Origin of the sequence: Actinophytocola sp., from assembly GCF_035634895.1 — a bacterium.
GTDB lineage: Bacteria > Actinomycetota > Actinomycetes > Mycobacteriales > Pseudonocardiaceae > Actinophytocola.
The window spans coordinates 22,419-44,763 of record NZ_DASQCC010000085.1 but is presented as its reverse complement, the minus strand read 5'-3'; the positions used below and the strand labels follow the sequence as shown (position 1 = coordinate 44,763).

At 70.8% G+C, this 22,345-nt stretch carries 24 protein-coding genes; 5 read left to right on the top strand and 19 right to left on the bottom strand.

Annotated elements, in window-relative coordinates; translation table 11 throughout:
* Positions 1–60: 60 nt before the first annotated feature.
* A complete protein-coding gene (locus VET29_RS11795) occupies positions 61–1,161 on the top strand; it encodes a hypothetical protein (RefSeq protein WP_324919096.1) in 1,101 nt (366 codons plus the stop codon).
* 1 nt (position 1,162) lies between these two features.
* On the top strand, positions 1,163–1,615 hold the full coding sequence (locus VET29_RS11790; protein ID WP_324919094.1) for a hypothetical protein: 453 nt from the start codon (positions 1,163–1,165) through the stop codon (positions 1,613–1,615).
* Between the two features lie 74 nt (positions 1,616–1,689).
* Here the strand turns inward: VET29_RS11790 and VET29_RS11785 are convergent, their stop codons facing one another.
* The 18 genes from VET29_RS11785 to VET29_RS11700 form a co-directional block, all read right to left on the bottom strand.
* A complete protein-coding gene (locus tag VET29_RS11785) occupies positions 1,690–2,904 on the bottom strand; it encodes an ACP S-malonyltransferase (protein WP_324919092.1) in 1,215 nt (404 codons plus the stop codon).
* The gene (locus tag VET29_RS11780; protein WP_324919090.1) at positions 2,904–3,806 is read right to left on the bottom strand and encodes a DNA-3-methyladenine glycosylase 2 family protein; all 903 of its coding nucleotides are present in this window, start codon (positions 3,804–3,806) and stop codon (positions 2,904–2,906) included. Before VET29_RS11780 ends, VET29_RS11785 begins: the two co-directional genes overlap by 1 nt.
* On the bottom strand, positions 3,803–4,921 hold the full coding sequence (locus VET29_RS11775) for a beta-ketoacyl synthase N-terminal-like domain-containing protein (protein WP_324919088.1): 1,119 nt from the start codon (positions 4,919–4,921) through the stop codon (positions 3,803–3,805). The genes VET29_RS11780 and VET29_RS11775 overlap by 4 nt, the downstream gene beginning before the upstream one ends.
* A complete protein-coding gene (locus VET29_RS11770) occupies positions 4,918–6,210 on the bottom strand; it encodes a beta-ketoacyl-[acyl-carrier-protein] synthase family protein (RefSeq protein ID WP_324919085.1) in 1,293 nt (430 codons plus the stop codon). Before VET29_RS11770 ends, VET29_RS11775 begins: the two co-directional genes overlap by 4 nt.
* The gene (locus tag VET29_RS11765) at positions 6,207–6,611 is read right to left on the bottom strand and encodes a hypothetical protein (protein WP_324919082.1); all 405 of its coding nucleotides are present in this window, start codon (positions 6,609–6,611) and stop codon (positions 6,207–6,209) included. Before VET29_RS11765 ends, VET29_RS11770 begins: the two co-directional genes overlap by 4 nt.
* Positions 6,608–7,372 carry a cyclase family protein gene (locus VET29_RS11760; protein WP_324919080.1) on the bottom strand — a complete coding sequence of 255 codons (765 nt, stop codon included), beginning with the start codon at positions 7,370–7,372 and terminating at the stop codon, positions 6,608–6,610. Before VET29_RS11760 ends, VET29_RS11765 begins: the two co-directional genes overlap by 4 nt.
* A 12-nt stretch (positions 7,373–7,384) precedes the next feature.
* Entirely contained in the window at positions 7,385–8,590 is a 1,206-nt protein-coding gene (locus VET29_RS11755) for an NAD(P)/FAD-dependent oxidoreductase (protein ID WP_324919078.1), read from the bottom strand.
* Positions 8,587–9,060, bottom strand: coding sequence for an SRPBCC family protein (locus tag VET29_RS11750; protein WP_324919076.1), 474 nt, complete (start codon positions 9,058–9,060; stop codon positions 8,587–8,589). The genes VET29_RS11755 and VET29_RS11750 overlap by 4 nt, the downstream gene beginning before the upstream one ends.
* Entirely contained in the window at positions 9,047–9,493 is a 447-nt protein-coding gene (locus VET29_RS11745) for an SRPBCC family protein (RefSeq protein WP_324919074.1), read from the bottom strand. Before VET29_RS11745 ends, VET29_RS11750 begins: the two co-directional genes overlap by 14 nt.
* Positions 9,490–9,999: an SRPBCC family protein gene (locus VET29_RS11740; protein ID WP_324919072.1), complete on the bottom strand. Its 510-nt coding sequence runs from the start codon at positions 9,997–9,999 to the stop codon at positions 9,490–9,492. The genes VET29_RS11745 and VET29_RS11740 overlap by 4 nt, the downstream gene beginning before the upstream one ends.
* Entirely contained in the window at positions 9,996–10,244 is a 249-nt protein-coding gene (locus VET29_RS11735; protein ID WP_324919070.1) for a phosphopantetheine-binding protein, read from the bottom strand. The genes VET29_RS11740 and VET29_RS11735 overlap by 4 nt, the downstream gene beginning before the upstream one ends.
* A 24-nt stretch (positions 10,245–10,268) precedes the next feature.
* Positions 10,269–11,681: a coproporphyrinogen-III oxidase family protein gene (locus VET29_RS11730; RefSeq protein WP_324919068.1), complete on the bottom strand. Its 1,413-nt coding sequence runs from the start codon at positions 11,679–11,681 to the stop codon at positions 10,269–10,271.
* A 27-nt stretch (positions 11,682–11,708) separates the two neighbouring features.
* Positions 11,709–13,079 (bottom strand): cytochrome P450, encoded by a 1,371-nt coding sequence (locus tag VET29_RS11725; protein WP_324919066.1) that lies wholly within the window; start codon positions 13,077–13,079, stop codon positions 11,709–11,711.
* Positions 13,076–13,891: a hypothetical protein gene (locus tag VET29_RS11720; RefSeq protein ID WP_324919064.1), complete on the bottom strand. Its 816-nt coding sequence runs from the start codon at positions 13,889–13,891 to the stop codon at positions 13,076–13,078. Before VET29_RS11720 ends, VET29_RS11725 begins: the two co-directional genes overlap by 4 nt.
* 212 nt (positions 13,892–14,103) lie before the next feature.
* A complete protein-coding gene (locus tag VET29_RS11715) occupies positions 14,104–15,492 on the bottom strand; it encodes an MFS transporter (RefSeq protein WP_324919062.1) in 1,389 nt (462 codons plus the stop codon).
* A 41-nt stretch (positions 15,493–15,533) separates the two neighbouring features.
* Positions 15,534–16,583 carry an alpha/beta fold hydrolase gene (locus VET29_RS11710; protein WP_324919060.1) on the bottom strand — a complete coding sequence of 350 codons (1,050 nt, stop codon included), beginning with the start codon at positions 16,581–16,583 and terminating at the stop codon, positions 15,534–15,536.
* A 195-nt stretch (positions 16,584–16,778) separates the two neighbouring features.
* A complete protein-coding gene (locus VET29_RS11705; protein WP_324919058.1) occupies positions 16,779–17,243 on the bottom strand; it encodes a MarR family winged helix-turn-helix transcriptional regulator in 465 nt (154 codons plus the stop codon).
* A complete protein-coding gene (locus tag VET29_RS11700) occupies positions 17,240–17,653 on the bottom strand; it encodes an SRPBCC family protein (RefSeq protein ID WP_324919056.1) in 414 nt (137 codons plus the stop codon). Before VET29_RS11700 ends, VET29_RS11705 begins: the two co-directional genes overlap by 4 nt.
* Before the next feature lie 602 nt (positions 17,654–18,255).
* Here VET29_RS11700 and VET29_RS11695 point away from each other — a divergent pair.
* Entirely contained in the window at positions 18,256–18,411 is a 156-nt protein-coding gene (locus VET29_RS11695) for a DUF6307 family protein (RefSeq protein WP_324919054.1), read from the top strand.
* Between the two features lie 134 nt (positions 18,412–18,545).
* Here the strand turns inward: VET29_RS11695 and VET29_RS11690 are convergent, their stop codons facing one another.
* Positions 18,546–19,166, bottom strand: coding sequence for a hypothetical protein (locus VET29_RS11690; protein ID WP_324919052.1), 621 nt, complete (start codon positions 19,164–19,166; stop codon positions 18,546–18,548).
* A gap of 153 nt (positions 19,167–19,319) precedes the next feature.
* Between VET29_RS11690 and VET29_RS11685 the strand changes: the two genes are divergently transcribed.
* Together VET29_RS11685 and VET29_RS11680 are read left to right on the top strand one after the other, a co-directional pair.
* The gene (locus VET29_RS11685; protein ID WP_324919051.1) at positions 19,320–20,105 is read left to right on the top strand and encodes a LuxR C-terminal-related transcriptional regulator; all 786 of its coding nucleotides are present in this window, start codon (positions 19,320–19,322) and stop codon (positions 20,103–20,105) included.
* 81 nt (positions 20,106–20,186) lie between these two features.
* Positions 20,187–22,325 carry a DUF6351 family protein gene (locus VET29_RS11680; RefSeq protein WP_324919049.1) on the top strand — a complete coding sequence of 713 codons (2,139 nt, stop codon included), beginning with the start codon at positions 20,187–20,189 and terminating at the stop codon, positions 22,323–22,325.
* Positions 22,326–22,345 lie beyond the last annotated feature (20 nt).

Sequence of the window (22,345 nt, the reverse complement as noted above, 5' to 3'; positions counted from 1 at the left end):
CCGGGCTACTTCCCGAGCCAGCCGCGGCCCGCGAGCCCGCCGCCGGCCAGGCAGGAGCAGGTGCTGCGGGCGACGCTGCACACCACGGAGCAGACCCGCACCTACCCGTGCCACCAGTGCGGCGCGCAGCTGGTGTTCGACATCGCCGCCCAGTTGCTCAAGTGCCCCAGCTGCGGCAACGAGCAGCCGATCATCGAGGACGCCGGGCGCGCGGTGGTCGAACACGACATCAGCAGGATGCACACCCAGCAGGCACGGATGATGGTCCAGGCCGGCGCGGAGAAGGAGATCGTCTGCCAGAACTGCGGCGGGCACACCACCTTCGGCGGCACCCTGACCGCCACCCGCTGCCCGTACTGCGCCACCCCCATCCAGCGCGACGACATCCACGACGCGCCGGACCGGCTGCCCGTGGACGCGGTGCTGCCGTTCGAGGTCGCCGAGCCGGTCGCCCGCGAGGTGGTGGAGAAGTGGATCAAGAGCCGCTGGTTCGCGCCGGGCGAGTTCAAGAAGTACAGCGAGGTCGGCTCGTTCACCAGCGTCTACGCCTCGTACTTCACCTTCGACGCGTCCGCGGACACCGACTACGCCGGTGAGCGCGGCACGACCTACACCGTCACCGTCGGGTCGGGGGACAACCAGCGCACCGAGACCCGCATCCGCTGGACCCACGTGCGGGGCCGGGTGCACAACATGTTCGACGACCTGCCCGTCCTCGGCAACACCGGGCTGGACGAGGCCAAGGTCGCCAAGCTGGAGCCGTGGCCGACCGAGCGGGCGCGGCCCTACTCGGCCGAGTACGTCGCCGGACACCTGAGCCGGACCTACGACCGCACGGCGGAGCAGTGCTTCGAGCCCGCGCGCCAGCAGATGGAGGAGGAGATCGACCGCACGGTCCGCCGTGACATCGGCGGCAACCAGCAGCGGGTGCACCAGAAGGACATCCACTGGTACGACATGCGGTTCAAGTACCTGCTGATGCCCATCTGGCTGCTGACGGTGATCTACGAGGGCCGCCCGTTCCAGGTGTGCATCAACGGTGTGACCGGCGAGGTGCAGGGCCGCAGGCCGATCAGCAAGATCAAGGTCGCGATCGCCGTGCTGGTCGCCGTCGTCGTGATCATCGGCGTCGTGGTGCTGTACCAGTCACGCGGAGGCTGATGTGGGAACTGTGCTCCTGGTGATCATCCTGGTGGTCGTCGTCGCGGTGGCGGGGTTCGCCATCGCGTTGGCACGCAAGGGAAAGCGTCAGTTCGAGGCGCGGACCGGCGGTCCGGGCCTCGCGCCGGACGCGCCGCGGGAGTGGGCGGGCGCGCACTCCCCCGAGGCGAAGCTGCACAGAAGGCTGGCCGCGGCGGCTCGATCGCTGGACGCGCAACCGATGGGCGACGCGGCGTCGATCGAGCAGCGGGTCACCATCGAGCAGCAGATCCAGCAGCTCGACCAGCAGCTGGTCGCGTTGTCGGCCGCGCCCGGCGCCACCGGCGGGGCCGACCTGGAGCCACTGGTGAGCGCCGTCGAACGCGCTGTGGCACAGCTGGCCACCACCGGCGTGGACATGGACCTGCTCATGCGCAACCAGGCCGAGCTCGACGCGGGCGAGTCCGAGCGGTAGCCGCACGAAGCGACCGCCGGGCACGCCCGCTGTCTCGAATGCCTTGCGCCATCACGAAACCGGCGCCCGGTGGGTCACAGGCCACCGTCGTGCCGCCCGGGCTCCGTGGACGGCATCTTCCAGTCGACACCCACGCAGAACGCGGCGGCCAGGGTGGCCAGCAGGCCGCGCGTGGTCGGGGCGCCGGCGTCGAGTGCGACCGCGCGGGACGCGCCGCGGGTGACCAGGCCGGTCAGGACCCGGCCAGGACCGACCTCGATCCACAGGTCCGCCTCGGCCGCCGACAGTGCCTCGGCGAACCGGACCGGAGCGGTCATCTGCTCGGTCAGCAGGGCTCGCAGGTCGGTGTCCGGTTCGACGACGCGCGCGGTCACGGTGGAGATCACCCTGCCGTGCGGTGACCCGAGGCGGCGCAGTCCCAGGTAGGCGCCGAACGGGTCGGCCACCCACGACATCAACGGGGTGTGGAACGCCTGTGCCACCGGCAGGGTGGTCGCGGTGAGCCCGGCTCGTCCCGCCGCGGCCACGGCCGACGCGACGCCGGCGGCCGTGCCGCCGACCACGGTCTGGCCCGGGCCGTTGTGGCAGGACACCCACACCCCGGCGCACGCGGCGAGCAGGGTGTCGACCCGCGCGGGACCGGCGGCCAGGCTCGCCATGGCGCCGCGGGGCCCGAGGTCGCGCATCAGCCGGCCGCGGACCCTTGCCACGTCGAGTGCCGTCCGCGCGTCCCACACGCCGGCCCAGTACAGCGCGGCCAGCTCGCCGACGCTGTGGCCGATCGCGACCTCGGCCTCGATCCCGTGCGCCGCAAGGGTTCTCAGACCGGCGACGGCCGCGGTGACGATCGCGGGCTGGGCCACGCTCGTGTCCGGTGTGGACGGTTGTGCCGCCGGCAGCCGCGCCTCGGCGTAGAGCTCCGCCACGTCGGGCATGGTGCGCGCCCACGCCCCGCCGTCGACGTGCGGTGGCGAACCCTGTCCGGGGAACAGGAACCCGACCCGGGGTTGCGCCAGCGCCCTGCCCAGGAAGGTGCCCGACCGCGGGTGGTGCCGCCAGTCGACGCCGTCGCGCAGCCATTCGCCGGCCATCCGCAGCTGTCGTGATCCGGGGTCACCGTGGGGGACCACGCAGGCGGCGCGCCACGGCCCCGCGGCCGACCCCGTCTCCCGGCGGTGCGCACCCTCGGCGAGCGCGTCGACGGCGGACGACAGCGCGTCCCGGGAGCCGGCCGCGACGATGAGCAGATCCTCATCCCGGCAGGGAAACCGGCTCGTCCACGCCGTCATCACGACACCACCCGCAAGTAGTGTCCCCAGTACGCCTTCCAGTCGCCGTAGCGGTCGGCGAGCGCGGCGAACGCGCTGTCCGAAAGCGACCGTCCGTACACGCGCGAGGCCGCCCGCACGATGGCGGGATCGGCCGGCAGGTCCGACATCCGGCCGAGGCCGCGGATCAGCACGAAGGAGGCCGACCACGGGCCGATGCCGGGAATGGCCAGCAGCCAGTCCCGGACCTCGCCGATCGGGCCGGTGCGGAGGAACTCCTCGTCGGCGTCCTGGTACGCGGCGGCCGCTCCCAGGAGGTACTTGGCCTTCCGCTCGTTGCCCACCAGCTCGTTGATCCCCGCGGGGCCCCTCGACAGGAGCTGGCTCGGCTCCGGAAACGGCCACAACCGGGTGCCGTCGACGTTGATCGCGCTGTCGAACGCATGGACCAGGGCGAACTTCATCCTCTGCGCGATCGGCATGGGGCACCGCTGGGCCAGGATCGCCCAGCACACGTTCTCCCACGGTGACGGGAACTTGACGTGGTGATAGCCGTGCAGCCGGTCCACGACCGGTGCGAACGCGGGATCGGCCCGGCCGACGCGATAGAACTCACCCAGGTCGTCGTGGATGCCGAGGAACATGCCGACGCGGTCGGCGACCGCGTCGCACGCGGCCTGGCCGAGCCGCGCGGACGCGTACATCGCGCAGTCCAGCACGGGCGCGCCCGCGTCGTCCCGCCCGGTGACCCGGACGCCCACGGTACGACCGGCGAGGCGGAACGCCTTGGCCAGCAACTGATCGCCCAGCACCTGCTCGCCGCGGGTGGCCGGGAACTGGCTCAGGAACCGGAGGGAGGCGGCGAAGTCGAACGGCGGCGTCGGCCGCAGGACCGTCGTCGTCCGTTCGGTCGAGGCGGTCATCTGTTCTCCCATGCCTTGATCAGCAGGCTCATCGCCTGCCCGTGGTCGTCGGTCGCGTTGACGAGCACGTGCCGGAGCCCGGGCAGCGGCAGCGGACCCGCCGCGGTGGCCGGCACGGTGCGGTGGCGAAGGGCGAGGCAGGCGGTCACGATGTCGACGGCGAGCGTGGCGCCCAGCAGGTTCCCGTAGACCACGCCGGGAACGCCGGCCGGCAGGTCCGGCCGGTCGGCGAAGACCAGTGCCAGCGCACGACGTTCGGCCCGGTCGGCGCCCGGTGTCGCGCGACCGTCGAGCAGGACGCAGTCGACCGGTCCCCGGGCGCGGCAGGCCGCCATGGTCGTGGCGAGGTCGGGGCCGAGCGCGCTGGCGGCGACCTCGGCCACGGCCCGTCCGGTCCGGCGCCGGACCCGGTCGGCGGACTCCACGACGAGGGCGGCCGCGCCCTCCGCGAGCACCGAGCCGTCGGCGTCGGGATGGAACGGCCGGTGTGTGCCGCTCGCCGACGCGGTTCCGTGCCGCAGCAGGGCCGAGTGCACCAGTGGGGTGAGCGGGGCCTCGGCGCCGCAGACCACGACCACGTCCAGCCGGCCGTCCGCGATGGCGTGCCTGGCCTGGCGCAGCGCGAACCCGCTGCTGAGGTTCTCCCCCGCGATGGTCTTGCTGAACCCCCGGATGCCGAGGTCGATGGAGATCTCCCCCTGCGCGGCGGTGGGGAACCACGCGGTCGCCACGTAGGAGTCGACGGCGTCGAGGTCCCGCTCGCGGTAGAGGGGGTAGAGCTGGGGCTCCACGAAGGACCAGCCGCCGGTCGCGTTGCCGACGATGATCCCGACCCGGGCGCCGTTCTCCTCGGTCACCTCGAACCGCGCCGACCGCAGCGCCTGCCGGACGGCCGCCATGGCCAGCAGCGTGAAGCGGTCGACCCGCCTGGCCTGCCTGCGCGGCCAGCCGTGCCCGATCTCCCCCGCCACGCGGCCGGCCGGGTGGCGGGTGTCGTCGCCGTACAGGTCGACCTCCTCGAAGACGGGCGTGCCCCGCAGCATCGCCCGCCAGAACGACTCGTCGTCGCATCCCGCCGGCGTGGCGAGACCGAGCCCCGTGATCGCGAGCCTCACGCGGGCACCTCCAGGTAGCGGCCCAGCACCAGGCTGGAGTGGATGCCGCTGAACCCGCTGCTGGTCTTGAGCACGCAGGACACCGGTGTGCGGCGCGCGGTCCCCGCCACGACGTCGAGCCCGCACTCCTCGTCCTGCCGGTCGAGGTTGATGGTGGGCGGGATGATCCCGTCCCGGATCGACAGGACCGAGCTGACGAGCTCGATGGCGTTGGCGGCGGCGAGGCTGTGTCCGGTCTGGGACTTGATCGACGTGACGGGCACCTCGGTCGCGCGCCCGCCGAGCAGCAGCCGGAACGCGCCGGTCTCCGCGCGGTCGTTCTGCGGTGTGGACGAACCGTGCGCGTTGACGAAGTCGATGTCCATCGTGGACACACCGGCGTCCGTCACGGCGAGGGAGCACGCCTGCGCGATCGGGATGCCCGAGTCCGGCATGCTCGTCATGTGGAAGCAGCTGTTGACGCTGCCGTAGCCCAGCACCTCGGCGTACACCCGCGCGCCTCTGGCCAGCGCGGCGTCCAGCGACTCGAGCACGAGGACACCCGCGCCCTCGGCCAGCACGAAACCGTCCCGGTCCACGTCGAACGGCCGGCTGGCACGGGTGGGCTCCGCGTTGCGCATCGAGGTGGCCCCGATCTTGCTGAACGCCGCGACCACCAGCGGGGTGATCGGCGCCTCGGTGGCGCCCGCGATGACCAGGTCGACGTTCTCGTGCCGGATCAGCTGCATCGCGTAGCCGATCGAGTCCACCCCGCCGGTGCAGCCGGTGGTCACGGTGGCGTAGTCGGCGCGGATGCCGAGCGTGGCCGCGAGCCGCGCGTTGGTGGTGTTGAACAGGAAGCTGTTGTCGTCGGCGACGCGTGCGCCGTCCACGGCGAGCGCCTGCTTGCCTTCCTTGGAGCCGCGCCGGAACTCGGCCTCCATCCGTGTGATGTGTGAGATCGCCGTGGACACGGCGACCGCGGCACGTCCCGGCGGCAGCGCGGCGATGCCGGCCGCGTGCAGCCCCGCGTCGGCGATCGCCTCCTCCGTGGCACTGAGCGCGAACCGCAGGCTGCGGTCGACCGTGCCGGGGTCCGCGTCGAGCGAGACGGACAGCGGCTCGCCGCCCGCCCAGTCGTCGGCGACCACGCCGGCGATCTGGCTCATGTCGTCGGGGATGGCGAACTCGGTCACCCTGCGCACCCCGGAGTGCCCGGCCACGCTCCGCCGCCAGAACTCCGGGACCGACGTGCCGACCGAGTTGACGGTGCCCAGACCCGTGACGACGACGCGGCGGCGCGCGCTCATGCCCGCACCGCCGTCTCGCAGATCCCACGCAGCCGCACCAGCTCGTCCGCCAGCGTCGCGTCGGCCCGCGCGCGCAGCCCGGGGGACGCGTCGTCCGGCAGGGCGATGGTGAACTCGACGCGGACCGCGTCCCCCGCCGGCAGCAGGTGGACGGTCGCGGTCTCCCGCACGCCGGCGATGATCGACTCGATGGTGCACAGCAGCCCGCCGCCGTCCGGGGACTCCAGGATCCGGGTGGCGATCGGCCCCACCACCGACTCGACCGCGTGGTACCCGCCGGTCCGCGCGCCGACCGACCGGAAGAAGTCCGTCCAGCGCGGCAGGTTCGTCACCTCGCGGACGAACGCGGCGACGGCGCCGAGGTCGGCGTGGATGTCGATGTGCCGGCTGGCGCTGATCACGCCGCCTCCTCGTCGACGAAGGCCACGACACGGCTCCACCCCGCGCCGGCGGCCCTGATCTTGATCGGGAAACACGCGAGCCGGAACCCGACGGGCCGACCGATGGCGGCCAGGTTGGTCAGCCGCTCGATCTGGCAGTACTCCCGCTCCCTGCCGTACAGGTGGGCGGGCCAGAGCACGGCCGGGTCACCGGTTGTCCGGTACTCGGCGAGCATGCGGCCGAAGGGCGGGTCGAACCCGAAGCTGTCCACACCGATGACCCGCACCCCCGCCTCGACGAGGAACTCGGTCGCTTCCCTCGTGACGCCGCGGAAGTCGGTGAAGTACTCCGGTCTCCCCCACGACGCGGCCGCGCCGGTGTCGAGCAGCACGATGTCGCCCGGCGCCAGCGCGTGGCCGACCAGCGCCAGCTGGGCCTCGACCTCCTCGCGGGTCACCGCCTTGTCGCGGTCACCGGTGCAGTCGAGCAGCACCCCGGGGCCGTGGAACCAGTCGAGCGGCAGCTCGTCGATGGTCCTGGCCCGCCGGCCCGCGCTCCGCGGTCCGTAGTGGGCGGGCGCGTCGATGTGGGTGCCGGAGTGGCTGGTCAGCCGGACGTGCTCGAGGCTGATGCCGAGTCCGTCGGGGAACTCGGCCCGGCCGATGCCGATGGGCGCGCCAAGGATGTCGGCGCCCTCGGCATGGGACACGAAGTCGATCTCGACCGCGACCGGCTCACTCGGCGTGGCCTCCAGGGTCAGGCTCAGGTCGACAAGACGCACGGATGTTCCTTTCTACGCTGGGATGTCGGCGAAGGCGGACCGGCCCGCCGCCACGAGGCCGGCCGCACGCGGCTCGGTGACCGCCCCGCCGCCGGCGTGGGTGAGCAGCGCGGCCAGCGGCAGCACGGACGGCAGATGAGGGTCGACGACGGCGGCCAGCAGCGCGGCGGACGCACCGGAGGTGAGCCGGGGCAACGCACCGGCGGTGAGGTCGGTCAGCGCGGCGTCGACCGCCGCGCCGTAGCGGTCCGCCACCGCGACGGGGTCCTGGCCGGCCAGTGTGTGCGCCGCCGCCCGGCCCGCCTCGATCCCCGTCCGCACGGCGAAGTCGATCCCGGTGCAGAAGAACGGGTCGGCGAACGCCGCGGCGTCACCCGCGATCGCGAAGTTCTCCCCGGCGAAGCGCGTGCAGCGGTAGGTGTGGTTGCGCCCCACGATCGGCGGCAGCAGGCGGGTCGCGGCGCCGACCAGCGCGGCCACCTCGGGCACCTCCGCGATCGCCTCGGCGAGGACGGCGGCCGGGTCCGCGCCGCCGGCACGGCGTGCCGCGACGACCGCGCCGACGCTGACCCGGTCGGCCGCGACGGGGATGACGAACAGGTAGCCGCCCCTGACCCGCAGCACCGTCATCGAGCCCTGCTCGGTCAGCGGGTCGGCACCCGCCGGGCGGTGGTGCGAGAACACGATGACCCTGGGATCCAGTGCCACGGGTGACTCCGTGACCAGGCCGGCGGCCGTGCCGACCAGTGCCGACTTGCCGCCGGCATCCACCAGGTAGTCGGCGGTGACCGTGATCTCGCCGTCGGCGCCGTGGACGACCAAGCTCGGCCGGCCCGCGAGATCGACCGACCGCACCCCGTGCCCCGGCAGGTGCCGGGCACCCTGGGCGAGCGCGTTCGCGAGCAGCATCTCGTCGAAGCTCACCCGGTCGAGCCGGACGCCCGTGCCGCCGCGGCGGGCACGCAGCTCGATCTCGAGCAGCACCCCGGTGCGGTCCCCCAGCCGCACCCGCGTGCGGTCGCGGCAGGCGGCGAACGGGTCGGCGACGCCGATAGCCGCGAGCAGCTTCGCGCACCCGCCGTGCCAGGACTCCGGCAGGTGGGTGCCCGGCCGCGTGCCGCGATCCACGAGCAGCACGTCCCGGCCCGCGCGCGCGGCGACGGCCGCGGCACACGCGCCGGCCGGACCGGCCCCGATCACGACGAGCTCACTTCTCATTCGCCCGCTCCTTGCGTACTGGGAGTTCCCGGCACACCGAGGTGGTCGGCGCACCGGTCGAGGATGCGGCCCAGCCGCGCCAGGAACGCCGCGCGGAACACGGCGGGCTCCCCGGCGACCGGATGGTCCGCGCGCAGCTCGTACTCGCGGACGGCGGTGACCACGGACAGATCGGTATCGGTGTCGGCGCCGACGACCCAGGCGCCGCGGTGCCAGGCCATCATCGGCGGTGCCAGCGGGGTGAAGAACGTGATGGTCCGGCCGCGCCGGAACCGGATGGTGCGCACCGACTCGATCCGCCCGTCACGGCGGACCCGCATGGTGAACTCCTGGTTCCGGCCGTCGTGGTAGGACACCGCGACCTCGCTGATGGGGTCCCACGCACGTTGCAGCTCGACGGGATCCCAGAGCAGGCCGACGACGCGCGCGGCCGGTGCCGGGATGCGGCGCACGACCTCAATGCGTTCCATCTGTCTCCAACGCCTTCCTGAACAACGCCAGGTTCGTGCGCAGCGCCGTACGCAGCACCGCCGCGAACCCCTCCTCGCCGAGCGCGGCGTGCCGGTCGCCGGCGAGGATGAACTCACGCGTCGCGGTCACGACGGTGCTGCCGCCGTCGTCGCTGAACCGCCATGTCCCGCACATGCGGGACAGCCCCGGCGGCGGCGTGGTCTGCACCAGCTCCAGCTCGCGGAACGGGCGGTGGTAGCGAACGCCGCGGACGGTCTCCGGCCCGCCCGGCCGCTCGACGGTCATGCTGAACTCCTGGTTGTAGCCGTCGAAGTAGAAGACCTCGACGTCGAGCACGTCGGGCAGGATCCGCACCCAGCGGTCGAGGTCGGCGAACGCGCCGTAGACCACGGGCGGCTCGGCGGCGACGCGGACGGTCTCGGAGATGATCATCGCGCCGCACTCGCCTCCAGCACCCGCCGCCACGTCGTGAGCGCGAGCCGGGAGTGTTCCGCCAGCAGGGCACGGACCCGTTGCGCCGTGGTCGCCGCGGGGGTGTCCGGGAAGGACGCCGCCGCCTCCGCAGGCGCCAGCGTCCACGCGTGCGTCGCGACGACCTCGCACGCGCCGTCGGGAAGCGCCCGGAATCGCCAGCTTCCCGCGTGGTGGCGCAGGAAGACCGGTGGTTCGGGCTGGAAGAACTCGATCAGGTCGGCACGGCAGCCGCGGACCGACCTGACCCGCAGCCGCGAGTCGGCCGAGTCGACCGTCATGAAGAACTCCTGGTACCGGCCGTCGTCGTAGCGCACGTCGATCTCAAGCACGTGCGGCAGGTGCCGAGGCCACTCCCGAACGTCGTGCAGCGCCCGGTACACGTCGTCCTTGTGCCGGTTGATCACGACCACCTCGGTGCAGGAGTGCTCGAGGCCCGGGCCGGCGGCGGTGACGGTGCTCGTCATGAGGCCACCGGCCGGGCGCGCAGGACGGCGTCGAACAGCGCGACGACCGCGCCGGCCGTGCGGGCCCGGCCGACCGCGTCCGAACGCTGCGTCAGCGCCACCCCGTGCCGCTTCTCCAGCAGGGCCAACAGGTGCACGATCTCCTGGGAGTCCATCCCAAGTTCGGCACGCAGCTCGGTCGTCTCGTCGACCGCGTCGTCGATGTCCAGTGCGGCCAGTGCGTCACGCACGTCGTCGATTCTCATGTGGACTCTCCCTCTCCGGTGCTCTCAGCCGAGCCAGTCCGCGCGGTCGCCGGCGAACAGGTCGACCATCGGCGTGTTCATCGCCCAGTGGGGGTGGTCGAGCGCGGTGGTGTCCTGCCAGAAGCGCTCGTTGGTGAACTCGAGCATCACGTTCATGTGCCATTCCTTGCCGAGGTCGGTCAGGACCAGCCGGTCCCCCTCGATGGTGGCCAGGCCGCGGTCGACCACGCGCCGCGCAGGCTCGCCGAAGTCGTCGAGGAACCGGGCGGCGAAGTTCCGCTCGTACTCGGCGAAGTCCACGGCCAGGTACTGCAGGAGGTTGATGACGTACCGCTCCTTGCGGATCCGCGGGGTCAGCTGGTCGGACACCGCGCTGACCATGTGCTCGCCCCTGCCGACGGTCGCGATGTACTGCTCCACGTCCTTCTTCGCGCCGATCCGGTAGTTGTTGACGAACCCGTACGCCCCCGGCCCGACGCCGAGGATCTCCACGTTGCTCTGCCGGAAGGTCCAGTCGTTGTAGACGTTCTCCCAGCCCTCGCGGGCGAAGTGGTCGAACATGTACATCCGGAAACCCATGTCCTCGGCGATGTCGATGACGTCGAGGTACATGTTCTTGACGTAGTTGGACTCCTTGTCCAGCAGCGGCGGGATCCTGCCGATCTGCATCAGCTTGTGCTGCGGTGTGCCCTCGTGGATCCGGTAGAGGTAGATGGTGAAGTGCTTGATGTCGAGGTCGCGCAGGTGCCCGAGGTCCTCCTGCCAGGTCTCCCTGCGGTGGCCGGGCAGGTTGTACATCATGTCGAGCTGGATGTTCTCGAACCCGCGTGCGGTCAACGCCCTGATCACCCGGGCGCTCTCCTGTGCGGCGTGCGGCGAGCCGATCACCTTGAGGATGTCGGGGTTGAACGACTGGACCCCGAGGCTCACCCGGCTGATCGGCGAGGACACGACGTAGTCGAGCTTCTCGTCGTCGTAGTCACGGGCGTTGCCCTCCAACGTGATCTCGATGCCGGGATCGTGCGGGAAGCTCGTGTCGATCGCCTCGACGATCCGCCGGAGGTTCGCGGTGGACAGCACCGAACCGGTGCCGCCGCCCAGGTAGACCGCACGCAGGCGGCCGGTCTGGAACCGCCGGTAGGACGCCCACCGCCGGATGTCGGCGACCACCGCGTCGACGTAGCGCCGCTCCTTGTGGTGCGTGTCGCGCGGGGACAGCAGGTCGATGAAGTACGGGCAGGACAGGCACCGGACCCGGCAGAAGGGCACGGACAGGTACAGCACGAAGTCCTGGCCGGTCTCGTCGAGCGCGAGGTACTGCCGGGTGAACTCGTGACCGATCCGGTTCTCCCACAACGCGGGCGGGTACAGGATGAACGGCGTGGTGTACTTCTTCGGGTATGGCGTGGTCGTGGGCAAGGTTTCGGTCACCGACATCGCGGCCTCCTCGAACGTCCTGTGTGGTCAGTTGATTCGGGCGTGGGCATGCATGGGCAGACCGCCGCGTGGTCGCAGGGTCATGGCCGGTCCCGGCACGACCGTCCTGCCGGGGGCCAGCGTGAGCCGGCAGTGCTGGACGATGGTGGCGAGCAGCAACTGTGCCTCCATCATCGCGAAGTGCACCCCGACGCACTGTCGTGGACCGCCGCTGAACGGAATCCACGCGTAGTGCTCCCTGGCCGCGACTCGCTCCGGTGTGAAGCGCTCGGGGTCGAACCTGTCCGGGTGGGGCCAGAACTCGGGGTGGCGGTGCACCACGTACGGGCAGACGGTGATCGTCGCGTCGGCCGGCAGCCCGTAGCGGCCGACCTGGTCGGGACTGTTGCCCCACCTGGCGTAGAGGAAAATCGGCGGATAGAGGCGCAGCGCCTCCCGCACGACCATCTCCGTGTAGGCGAGCCGTGGCAGGTCGTCGACGGTCGCCACCCGGCCGCCGAGCACGGAGTCCACTTCGGACTCCAGGTTCGCGCGGGCCTCCGGGTGCCGGTCGATGAGGTGTAGCGCCCAGGTCAACGCGTCGGCCGTGGTCTCGTGGCCCGACAGCAGGAGCGTCATCACCTCGTCGCGCAGCTGCCGGTCGTCCATGCCGACGCCGTCGGAGTCCCGGGCGGCGAGCAGGAGCGACAGCAGGTCGCCGGTGTCCCCGCCGTCACGCCGGCGCTCGGCGATGATCCCGTTGACCACGACGTCCAGCGCGGCGACGCTGCCCCGGAACCGGCGCGTCCCCGGCAGGAACGGCAACCTGATCGCGAGCGGCCCGAGCGGGCTGCCCAGCAGTCGGGCGAACTGCGCGCTGACGTCGGTGAACGCGGTGCCGACGTGGCTTGCCGACGCGGTGAGGTCCTGCCCGAACAACGTCTGCCCCACGATGTCCAGCGTCAGGCGCATCATCTCGGAGTCGACGTTGAGGAGCGCGTCGCCACGGGCGTGCCAGCGGTCGAGCATGGCCAGCGTCGCCGTGGTCATCAGCTCCCCGTACTGCGCGACGCGCTGGCGCGTGAAGGCGGGTTGGATCAGCCGGCGTTGCCGTCCCCAGAGGTCACCGTCGCTCGTGACCAGCCCCTGCCCCATCACGTGGCTGAGCAACGTGAAGGCCGGATGCGGGGACTTCGTGTAGTTCCGCGCGTTCGTCGCGAACACGTGGCGGATGTCGTCCGGATGGGACAGCAGATAGAAGTACTGGTTGCCGAAGAACCGCACGCGCACGAAGTCGCCGTGCTCGTCGAAGACCTGTCGCAGCGTCTCCAGCGGGCGCGTCTGGAACCCCCGGGACACGCCGAGGACGCCCTTGCCGGTGGCGACGGGAATGGTGCGGTCGAGCGTAGATGCCGTCACGACGGCGCTCCTGTCGGTTCGGGACGGTCGCCGCGGGAGAACCCGAGCAGGTACACCACCGGAGCGGCGGCCCTGCCGGTGCCGGGCACCCGGCCGACCTCCCACGAGTAGTCGGGTGCGGACAGGTCGGCGACCATGCCGCGGAGGTCCGCCGGCTCGTAGGTCCGCATGTTCGACACGATCCCGTCCCAGGTCGCCGCGAACGGGATGACCGGAACCACATAGGTGAACAGCAACCTGCGCCACGTGACCGGTGGCAGCCGGAACATCCAGGCGAGCACCAGCACCGGCGCGAGCACCACCGTGGCCAGCACGGGTGCCCACCGCCGTTCGGTGAACTCGAAGACGCCGATGGCCGCCCGGCGCTCGAACGCGTCGCGCAGCACCTGCCGCGCCTGGTCCGGCCGGAAGTGGTGGAACCCGGTGAACAGCGTGCGCACCCCGGTCAGCTCCGCGGGCACCCGCGTGGCGTCGACGGAGTCCGCGCGAAAGCTCACCCCGGCACCGAGCCGGTCCGCCACGGCGGCGAACGCCGGGACGTTGGGGTACTTGTCGGTCAACGTCAGCGCGAACGGCGCCTCGGCCGCCACCGCGGGCTGGAGCGCACGCCACGGCCCGGACGCCCCCGAACACAGGTCCACGACCCGGTTCTCCCCCTGTTCGCGCAACAACCGGGCGATCAGCGGGACCGCCGGCCGGTACACACTCCGGCCGATCACGAGAGCCCGGCACAGCCAGTCCGTCACCGCATCCCGCAGCACGGCGGGAAACCAGCTCTGGTCCTCGAACTCGAACAGGTGCCGACGGCGCATGTCGCGATCCTTCTGAGCTAGCCGTTTGGGTCGTGTTCGATTCTGCAATGGACCGCAAAGCCAGAAAATAGCAAGAACTGTGTAGTATCGCGGACCTGTCACTCGAACTGAGCGTACATAGTGGACAGTCAGTGTGGAATTCGTTCCTGACCGTAGCCGGAGCTGGCACGGCGGCCGGGACCCCCGCCCGGGCCGCCGTCATCTCCTCGTGGTCAGGTGAACTCGGGGACCCGGGCGACCACTCTCGGCCGGATCCACCCGGCGACGGCGCCGAGCAGACAGAGTCCCGCGGCCGCCGCCATTCCCCAACGCAGGGCGTCCGTCGCGTCCGCGACGGCGTTGCCGGCGAGCGTGACGGCCGCGGTCACCACCGCGAGTCCCAACGCGCCGCCGATCTGCTGCGTGGTGTTCAACAGACCGCCCGCCAGGCCCTGGTCGGCGGGCGGCACGTCCGCCGCGGCCATGACACTGATCATGACGATCGCGACGACACCGGAGAAGTTGGTGACGATCGTCGCCGCCACCACGATCAGCACGGTGCCGTGCTCGGGCAGCAGGACCAGCACGGCCGTCGCCACGAACTGCACGAACGCGCTCACGGGCAGCAGACGGCCGGGTGCGGTCCGCTTGGCCAGCAGGCCACCCACCACCCCGCCGGCGAGACCGGCCACTCCGGACGGTGCGAAGACCAGCCCGGTGGCGGTCGGGCTGAGATGGTGGCGTTGCTGGAGGAACAGGGTCAGCAGGAAGACCATGCCGGAGAACGCGGCCATGAGCAACAGGTTCGCGCTGTTGGCCCGGATGGTGCCGGGAGTCCGCCAGAACCGCGGCGGCACCAACGGGACCACCGACCGCCTCTGCACGAGGGCGAAGAGGGTGAGCAGCGCCAGACCCGCCAGCAGCGCCACCACGACCAGGATAGCCGGCACGCCGGTCGAACCGACCTGGCTGCACCCGTAGATCAGCACGACCAGGCCGGTGGTGACGAGCACCGCGCCGCCGAGGTCCAGCCGCCGGCCGCCCGGCCGCCTGCCGTCGACCGGCACCAGCACGACCGCGGCGGCCACCACCGCGACGGCGATCGGCACGTTGATGAAGAAGACCCAGCGCCAGCCGACCAACCCGGTGATGAGACCGCCGCCGAGCACGCCCAGCACGAAGCCGGCGCCCAGCACGGCACTCCACGCGCCCAGGGCACGCTCCCGTTCGCTCGGCGCGACGAAGGTGGTGGTCAGCAACGAGAACGCGGCGGGCGCCGTCGCGGCGGCGCCGACACCCTGCACGCCCCGCCACGACACGAGCTGCTCCGGCGAGTCCGCGAGACCACAGGCCAGCGACGCGACGGCGAACAACCCGACGCCCACGACGAGGACACGCCTGCGGCCGAACAGGTCCGCCACCCGGCCGCCCAGGATCAGCAGGCCGCCGAAGGCGAGGGCGTACGCGCTGATCACCCACGGCAGCCCGGTGCGGGAGAACCCCAGGTGCTCCTGCACCGTCGGCAGCGCCACGTTGAGGATCGAGAAGTCGAGCGCGATGATGAACTGGCTCACGCACAGCAGGACCAGAATCCCGGCTTTCGGCACGCGTTGGTCGGCCATGGCGAATTCCCCCTGGTTGTTTCTTTCTTGCCGTGACCCGGTCAGACCGCGAGGCCGAGCATGTGTGCCCTGCCGACCGCGGCGGCCCGGTTGTTGACGTGCAGCTTGCGGAAGAGGTTGGCGATGTGCCGCGCGGCGGTGCTCTCCGTGATGCCCAGCGTGCGGGCGATGGTCCGGTTGGAGAGCCCCTCGGTCAGTTTGACCAGCACCTGCCGTTCGCGGACGGTGAGAATGGAGCCCAGCGGGTCCAGGAACGAGTTGATCTCGGCGACCGTGGTGTCGACGTCGTCGAACGGAAGCAGGTTCGCCGTGCCGTGCCGGATGACCAGCCGGGCGTCCGGGAGCAGGTTCGCGAACCTCGTCGCCGTGTCGTAGACCTCGCGGCCGCTTCCCCTGTTGTAGAGGACCATCGTCGGCGCGTGCACCGCGGGCAGGGGCGGCACCGGAGCATGCATCTGCCCACGGAGGAACCCGGCGGCAATGTCCTCTTCCGCCGCCGCGCGCTGGTAGTCGGTGAACCAGGCGGTCGTCGTGGCGGCCGAGTCCGGCAGCAGGACGTCCGCCATCACCCGGGCTCCCAGCCGCCAGTCCAGTTCCGTGAGAGTGCCGATCACCTCGACGAGCGACGGTTGGGCGGTCGCGTCGCTGTTGGCCACGTGGAAGTGCGCGGCGGACGCCAGCAGGACGATCCTGCTGACGCGCTGCGGGTACCTGGCCGCGAAGCCGAGCCCCGATGGCAGCCCGAGGCCACAGACGACCAGCGACACCCGGTCCTCGCCGGCCGCGTCGACCACCGAGCGGATCCACTCGATCTGGCGGCCGACGCCGAAGTCCTGCGCCTCCGCCCGGTCCGAGAGCCCGACCCCCGGCAGGTCGAAGCGAATCACCCGCCGGCGCGCCGCGAGAGCGCGGTAGAACGACGCGATCTGCGGCGACTCCAGGTCCATCACGAGATGGCTGAGCCAGCCGGTCACGACGACGACCGGATCCGTGCCGAAGGAGTTCGCGGTGGCCGACCAGCTCAGCCGGCCACCGCCGTCCCCGACCAGCGACCTGACGGGCGTGAACTCCTGGCCGTGGGTTCCCCCCAACGTCGACCTCCGTGTCCAACCACCGCGGGAGCTAGAGTCCCGCGCCGGAAATGCGGTGATTAAGTCGGTGGATCCGGGTTTCTGCTGGCAAGGCGCCGGTTCGTCCTCGTACTGGGTCGTACTTGGGTGAACCGGCAACGCCGCCGGCGGGAAGCTGGGCCGCCGAATTAGTTGCCTGATTTCCGGCGCGGGACACTAGCCCGCTCCTGCCCGTCTTGTCCGGCTACCGCCGGCCCTGCCGCTTAACGCGGAGAGCATGACCATGAGGAGCTCCTGGTCCTCGACGGCCGCGAAGTACGCCGCGTCGGCGTCCTCCACCGCGAAACGCGCCTTGTCGACCAACTCCACGCCGATCGGCGTGACGCGAAGGCGTTTCATGCGCGTGTCCACCCTGTCGGTGTTCCGCTCGATCAGCGAGCTGGACTCCAGCTTGCGCAGCACCTGCGACACCATCTTGACGTCCGCCCCCGTGTGCTGGGAAAGCTCGAGCTGGTTGGGCTCACGCTTCTCCCGTCCCAACCACCACACACTCGCGAGAAGAACGAACTGAACATGTGTCAGGTCATAGGGCCGCAGCGCGGCGGTGACGGCGCGCTGCCAGCGCAATGTCGCGTGCCACAGAAGGAAGCCCGGACTCTCCCAGGCTGTTTCAATGGTCATTTAGCCATCCCAACGAGGGTCGCCATCGTGGTGGGGATGCCGGCCGTCACGGCGGGCCCGAGTCCCGGGGCGACCTGCTCCGCCGCCGGGCCGGTGATCGAGACCCGATGGGTGAGCCGCGTGCGACCGTCGTCCAGGGCGTCGATCGAGTGCGTGAAACGCAGCACGACGCCGGCCACCTCGGTCTCGTCCGCGAACACGCGGTTCTCCTCCACCTGCACCAACCGGAACGGCAACGTCTCCTGGCCGGCGGGCTTCATCCGGCCCGTGCTGCCCACCTGGAAGGGCCCGTCGAGCTCCACCCGCTCGATGCCCTGATCCCACTTCGACCAGGTGCTGACATCGCTGTACAGCCGCCAGATCTCGGTCGGCCTGGCGTCGGTCTCGATCGTGTGCTCGTACTTCCACATATGAGGACTCCCTGTTGGTTCTGTCGGCCGTGCGGCGGCCCCATCGCAGATTACCTACGCGTAGACTATCTGCCAAGAGACCATCTTCGCGTAGAGTGTGCCAGATAAGTCCGGTTGGCAAGACAGCATGTTTTCAAAGACCGAAGCCGACCCGACCATCCACTACGGACAGTCATGCCCCTCAAACCCATAAGTGGCAGCCGTTCCACGCGACAACGCCCGACAGGCGACGCGCGCGACACCGTTATCTCATCCGATTGCGTAAAGAGACAACCTTCCACCATCGGCCATCGAAGACTTCACTCAATCGAGTGAGAATGTCGTCGGCGCCGGCTCGGGTCTTGCCGTCACGGGCGCGGCCGATGCCCCGGCATTTGCCTCGCGGGTTCCGCCGGCACCGCGGATCCGCCTGGCCACTCCAAGATCGTGACCCGGCCACCTGATCGATCCGGGTGGAAGCAGCGTATGCTCGAAACGTCCGGATGCGCGGACGTCATTTTCGGGGCGCCAATCTCTCCGGCGAACCTCGACCTCGATCTGCCACGTCCGTCGACCTCATCTGTTCGAGCCCCCACCCCGTGCTGTCCATGAAGGAGACCCCCATGACCAAAACCAAGTTCGTCTCGCGTTACGAGCGACGGGTCACGTTCGTCCAGGACGTTCTGCAGAAGAACGCGAAACTCGGCGACAAGGCCGCCCACGAGCTCGCGGTGCAGGTGGTCTACGCCATCGACCACATCCCGGAGCCCACCCGCTGAACCACCGCGGCACACCGACGTCGCGCTCGACCCGGCTCACCCGGGTCGAGCGCGACCGGAGATGAGAGCGCCGGATCTTCAGTAGGTCGAATATTCGCGGAATACCGACCGCGTTGGCAGTGCCGGACAAATCGTCAGCTCGACATGACGATGACGTTGAACGCCTTCCATTCATCGGGGCAGTACCGCTCTTCCGACAGCAGATAACAGGGAAAGATCAGCCAGGTCCCGGCGCTGTTCAGGAAGACCCTGCCACCCGACTCGATCGTCTCGCCGGGGCCGAGGACGCGGTTCTCGTTCTCGTCCTCCGAATCCCTGTTCTCGTCGGCGGGATCGCGCGCGCCGACGAAGGTGGAGTCCATCCGGATGGGCTGGCTCCCGACGTTCGTGAGCGAGTAGTCGACGGTCACGGTGTCACCGACCCGTGGCGGGTCGTTCCGCACCGTGACCGCGAGACCGGTGATCCTGATGCCGTCGGGGGTGGTGTCCGGCTCGGTGTCGATCTCGATCCCGCCGGTCCCCTGCTCTCGCGGTGGGGTGAGCCCGCTCGACGATCGCGCGCCCTTCTCCGTCTGTCCATTCACGACGGTCAGGACGAACGGCAGCAACAGCAGCAGTCCGAAGACGGCGGACGTCACCCGCGCCCAGTTCGGCACCCTGGGCATCATCAACTCCCGGATCGTGAAGCCACCGCCCACGATCGCCACCAGGACGAAGAGGATCCCGCCCCCCAGCGCCACGACCTCAGCCGACATCGCGAACCTCCCCCGGTTTCATCGCACCATCGTGGGAGGTCGGACCGCGCGGACGACAGTGGCTGTTCCGCCACCTTGACACCCGGCCAAATGGCTTTACTCGGCTCACCTCCCGCCCCATACTTGCCCGGGTACGCGATCGGGGGATTCGCCGTGGATGAGACCAGGCTGATGCGTTACGGGCTGAACGCCGCCCACGCCATCGTCAACAACGAGCCGTTCGTGGCCGAGCTGGCCGAGGGGCTGCGCCATGTCGTCGGTGTGGACTGTGTGTGCATCGACATCTGCCACGACTGGCGGACACAGCGGCCGTCGGTGACGGTGGTGGGGGAACCAGACACGCTGTCCACGGCCGAGATCGACCACTGGATGACCCTGTACGCCGACGATCCGTACATCGTGAACCTGCTCGCCACCGGTGACCCGCGGCCCTACCGCACGAGCGACTTCATGACCTTCAACCGTTTTCGGCAGACGCCCATCTACCGTGAGGTGTTCGCGCGGTACGGCATGCGCCACCTGCTCGTGATGACACCGCGCATGACCGACCAGGACATGGTGCTCATCGGCCTGACCCGCAGGCTCCACGACTTCTCCGACCGCGAGGCCCGCGCCCTCCACCCCATGCGCGACGTCATCGGCGCGGCGCTGGACTACCACGCCCGGATCTCCGCGATTCGCGCCAGGATCTACACCGCCGGGCCCGCGGTCCCGCCCAGCCGGTGCACCCTGACGGAACGCGAGAACCAGGTGCTCGCGCTGATAGCCACCGGCCACACCAACGACCAGGCCGCCCGCAAGCTCGGCATCAGCCCGCGAACGATTCGCAAACACCTGGAAGGCGTCTTCACCAAGGCCGACGTCCCCAGCCGCGCGGCCGCCGTCGCCTGGTGGCTCCGCCAGCCTGCCCGAGACCAGAACGTGGCGCGGCTGAGTTGATCAGCGAGCGCTTGACCTCCGTCGAAACAGGTTTGTACGTTGGCTGACAAGTCGTCCTCCGGCAGTCGTGAGGGAGGCCCCATGGGGAAGACCGTTCGTCGCGGGTTCGGCGCCACGATCGTCGCGGTGTCGCTGCTGGTGGCGCCGCAGACGGCGTTCGCGCGGCCGGACGGCCCGGGTCGGCTCACCGTCACCGTTCTGTCCAGCCGTCCCGACACCGTGACCGGCGGCGACGCGCTGGTCCGGGTCGCGGCGCCGGCACGCGTGCCACTGGAACGGATCCAGGTGCGGGTCGACGGGCGGGACGTCACGCGCGACTTCCGGCCGAGCCCGGACGGCCGCGGGCTCACCGCGCTCCTCGACGGCCTGCGGCACAGCACGATCAGGGCCACCGCGCCAGGCGCCGGGGCGGCCGCACTCACCGTCGTCGACCATCCCGCCGCGGGGCCGGTGTTCTCGGGTCCGCACGAGCAGCCGTTCGTGTGCGAGACCGAACAGTTCACGCTGCCCGTCCTCGGCGGCAACCTCGGCCCCGCGCTGGACCGCGACTGCACGGTCGCGACCCGCGTCGACCACTTCTACCGCTCCACCGCGGGTGCCTACGCCCCATGGCCGTCAGGCGCCACCACCTACCCGGCCGACCTGGCGACCACGACGACCTCCCTCGGTGTCCGGGCACCGTTCATCGTGCGGCTGGAGACCGGCACGGCCAACCGGGGCATCTACCAGACCGCCGTGCTGCACGACCCGGTCGCGGAGCAGGAGCCGTCCCCGTTCACCCACCCGGCGGGCTGGAACGGGCGGCTGATCTACACGCTCGGCGGCGGTTGCACCGACGGCTGGTACCGGCAGGGCAACACCACCGGCGGCGTGACCGACGCGTTCATGCTGGGCCAGGGCTTCGCGGTCGCGTCGTCCACGCTCAACGTGTTCGGCAACAACTGCAACGACCTGACCGCGGCCGAGACGGCGATGATGGTCAAGGAGCGCTTCGTGGAGCGCTACGGCCCGGTCGGGCACACGATCGGCGTCGGCTGCTCCGGCGGCTCGTACCAGGCGCACCAGATCGTCGACAACTACCCGGGCATCCTCGACGGCATCGTCCCCGGTTGCTCGTTCCCCGAGGTGGGCTTCGCGACCATCACCATGATCACCGACGCGTGGCTGCTCGACACCTACCTCACCGGCGCCACCGGCTGGACCCCCGAGCAGAAGCGCGCGGTGACCGGGTTCGCCAACTACACCACCGCGCCGAACGTGGCGTTGGGCGCACGCCGCATCGACCCGCGCGTGTTCTGCGGCGTGCTGCCGGCGGCGCTGCGCTACGACCCGGTGACCAACCCGCACGGCACCCGCTGCGACGTGTACGACCACGGTGTCAACGTCTACGGCACGGACCCGGCGACGGGCTTCGCGCGCCGGCCGCTGGACAACGTCGGCGTGCAGTACGGGCTGGCGGCACTGCGCGCCGGCACCATCTCGGTCACGCAGTTCCTCGACCTCAACGCGCGGGTCGGCGGCTTCGACGCGGACGCGAACATCGTGCCGCGCCGGACCGAGGCGGACCTGTCCGCGGTGCGCACGGCGTACCGGACCGGGCGGTTTACCAACGGCGGCGGCGGGCTCGCGGACGCGCCGATCATCGACTACCGGGCCTACAACGACGACGCCCCGAACGGCGACATCCATGTGCGCTACCACAGCCTGTCCATGCAGGCGCGCCTGCTGAAGGCGAACGGCACCGCCGCCAACCGGGTCAGCCTGCTGGAGGACTCGCGGTACGGCCTCTACAACACGGAAAGCCCGCTCCTGCGGCACGCGATCACCCAGATGGACCGGTGGCTCACCGCACTCGATCGGGACACCTCGGCCAGGCCACGCATCGCCAAGATCGTCGCCGCGAAGCCGGCCGAGCTGCGGGAAGGCTGCATGACCCGGTCGGCGAACCCGACGTTCGTCGCCGAACCGCTCGACCGCGACCCGGCGAGCACGTGCGAGCGGCTGTACCCGTCGGCGTCGTTCCCCCGCGAGGTCGCGGGGCAGGGCATCGCGGCGGACGTGATCAAGTGCCGGCTGCGCGGCCCCGACCGGGCCGACTACCCGCCCCTCACCGACGCCGAATGGGCCCGGCTGCGGACAACCTTCCCGACCGGCGTCTGCGACTACCGCGAACCCGGCGTGGGACAGCAGGACCTCGTGGGCACCTGGCTGCGGTTCTGACCCCTCGTCAGCGCAGCCGG

Coding starts and splice junctions, on each gene's coding strand:
- VET29_RS11680 (WP_324919049.1), top strand. CDS start 20,187: ATGGGGAAGACCGTTCGTCGCGGGTTCGGCGCCACGATCGTCGCGGTG.
- VET29_RS11730 (WP_324919068.1), bottom strand. CDS start 11,681: ATGTCGGTGACCGAAACCTTGCCCACGACCACGCCATACCCGAAGAAG.
- VET29_RS11785 (WP_324919092.1), bottom strand. CDS start 2,904: ATGACGGCGTGGACGAGCCGGTTTCCCTGCCGGGATGAGGATCTGCTC.
- VET29_RS11720 (WP_324919064.1), bottom strand. CDS start 13,891: ATGCGCCGTCGGCACCTGTTCGAGTTCGAGGACCAGAGCTGGTTTCCC.
- VET29_RS11690 (WP_324919052.1), bottom strand. CDS start 19,166: ATGTCGGCTGAGGTCGTGGCGCTGGGGGGCGGGATCCTCTTCGTCCTG.
- VET29_RS11735 (WP_324919070.1), bottom strand. CDS start 10,244: ATGAGAATCGACGACGTGCGTGACGCACTGGCCGCACTGGACATCGAC.
- VET29_RS11705 (WP_324919058.1), bottom strand. CDS start 17,243: ATGACCATTGAAACAGCCTGGGAGAGTCCGGGCTTCCTTCTGTGGCAC.
- VET29_RS11780 (WP_324919090.1), bottom strand. CDS start 3,806: ATGACCGCCTCGACCGAACGGACGACGACGGTCCTGCGGCCGACGCCG.
- VET29_RS11745 (WP_324919074.1), bottom strand. CDS start 9,493: ATGATCATCTCCGAGACCGTCCGCGTCGCCGCCGAGCCGCCCGTGGTC.
- VET29_RS11700 (WP_324919056.1), bottom strand. CDS start 17,653: ATGTGGAAGTACGAGCACACGATCGAGACCGACGCCAGGCCGACCGAG.
- VET29_RS11770 (WP_324919085.1), bottom strand. CDS start 6,210: ATGAGCGCGCGCCGCCGCGTCGTCGTCACGGGTCTGGGCACCGTCAAC.
- VET29_RS11755 (WP_324919078.1), bottom strand. CDS start 8,590: ATGAGAAGTGAGCTCGTCGTGATCGGGGCCGGTCCGGCCGGCGCGTGT.
- VET29_RS11695 (WP_324919054.1), top strand. CDS start 18,256: ATGACCAAAACCAAGTTCGTCTCGCGTTACGAGCGACGGGTCACGTTC.
- VET29_RS11715 (WP_324919062.1), bottom strand. CDS start 15,492: ATGGCCGACCAACGCGTGCCGAAAGCCGGGATTCTGGTCCTGCTGTGC.
- VET29_RS11750 (WP_324919076.1), bottom strand. CDS start 9,060: ATGGAACGCATTGAGGTCGTGCGCCGCATCCCGGCACCGGCCGCGCGC.
- VET29_RS11740 (WP_324919072.1), bottom strand. CDS start 9,999: ATGACGAGCACCGTCACCGCCGCCGGCCCGGGCCTCGAGCACTCCTGC.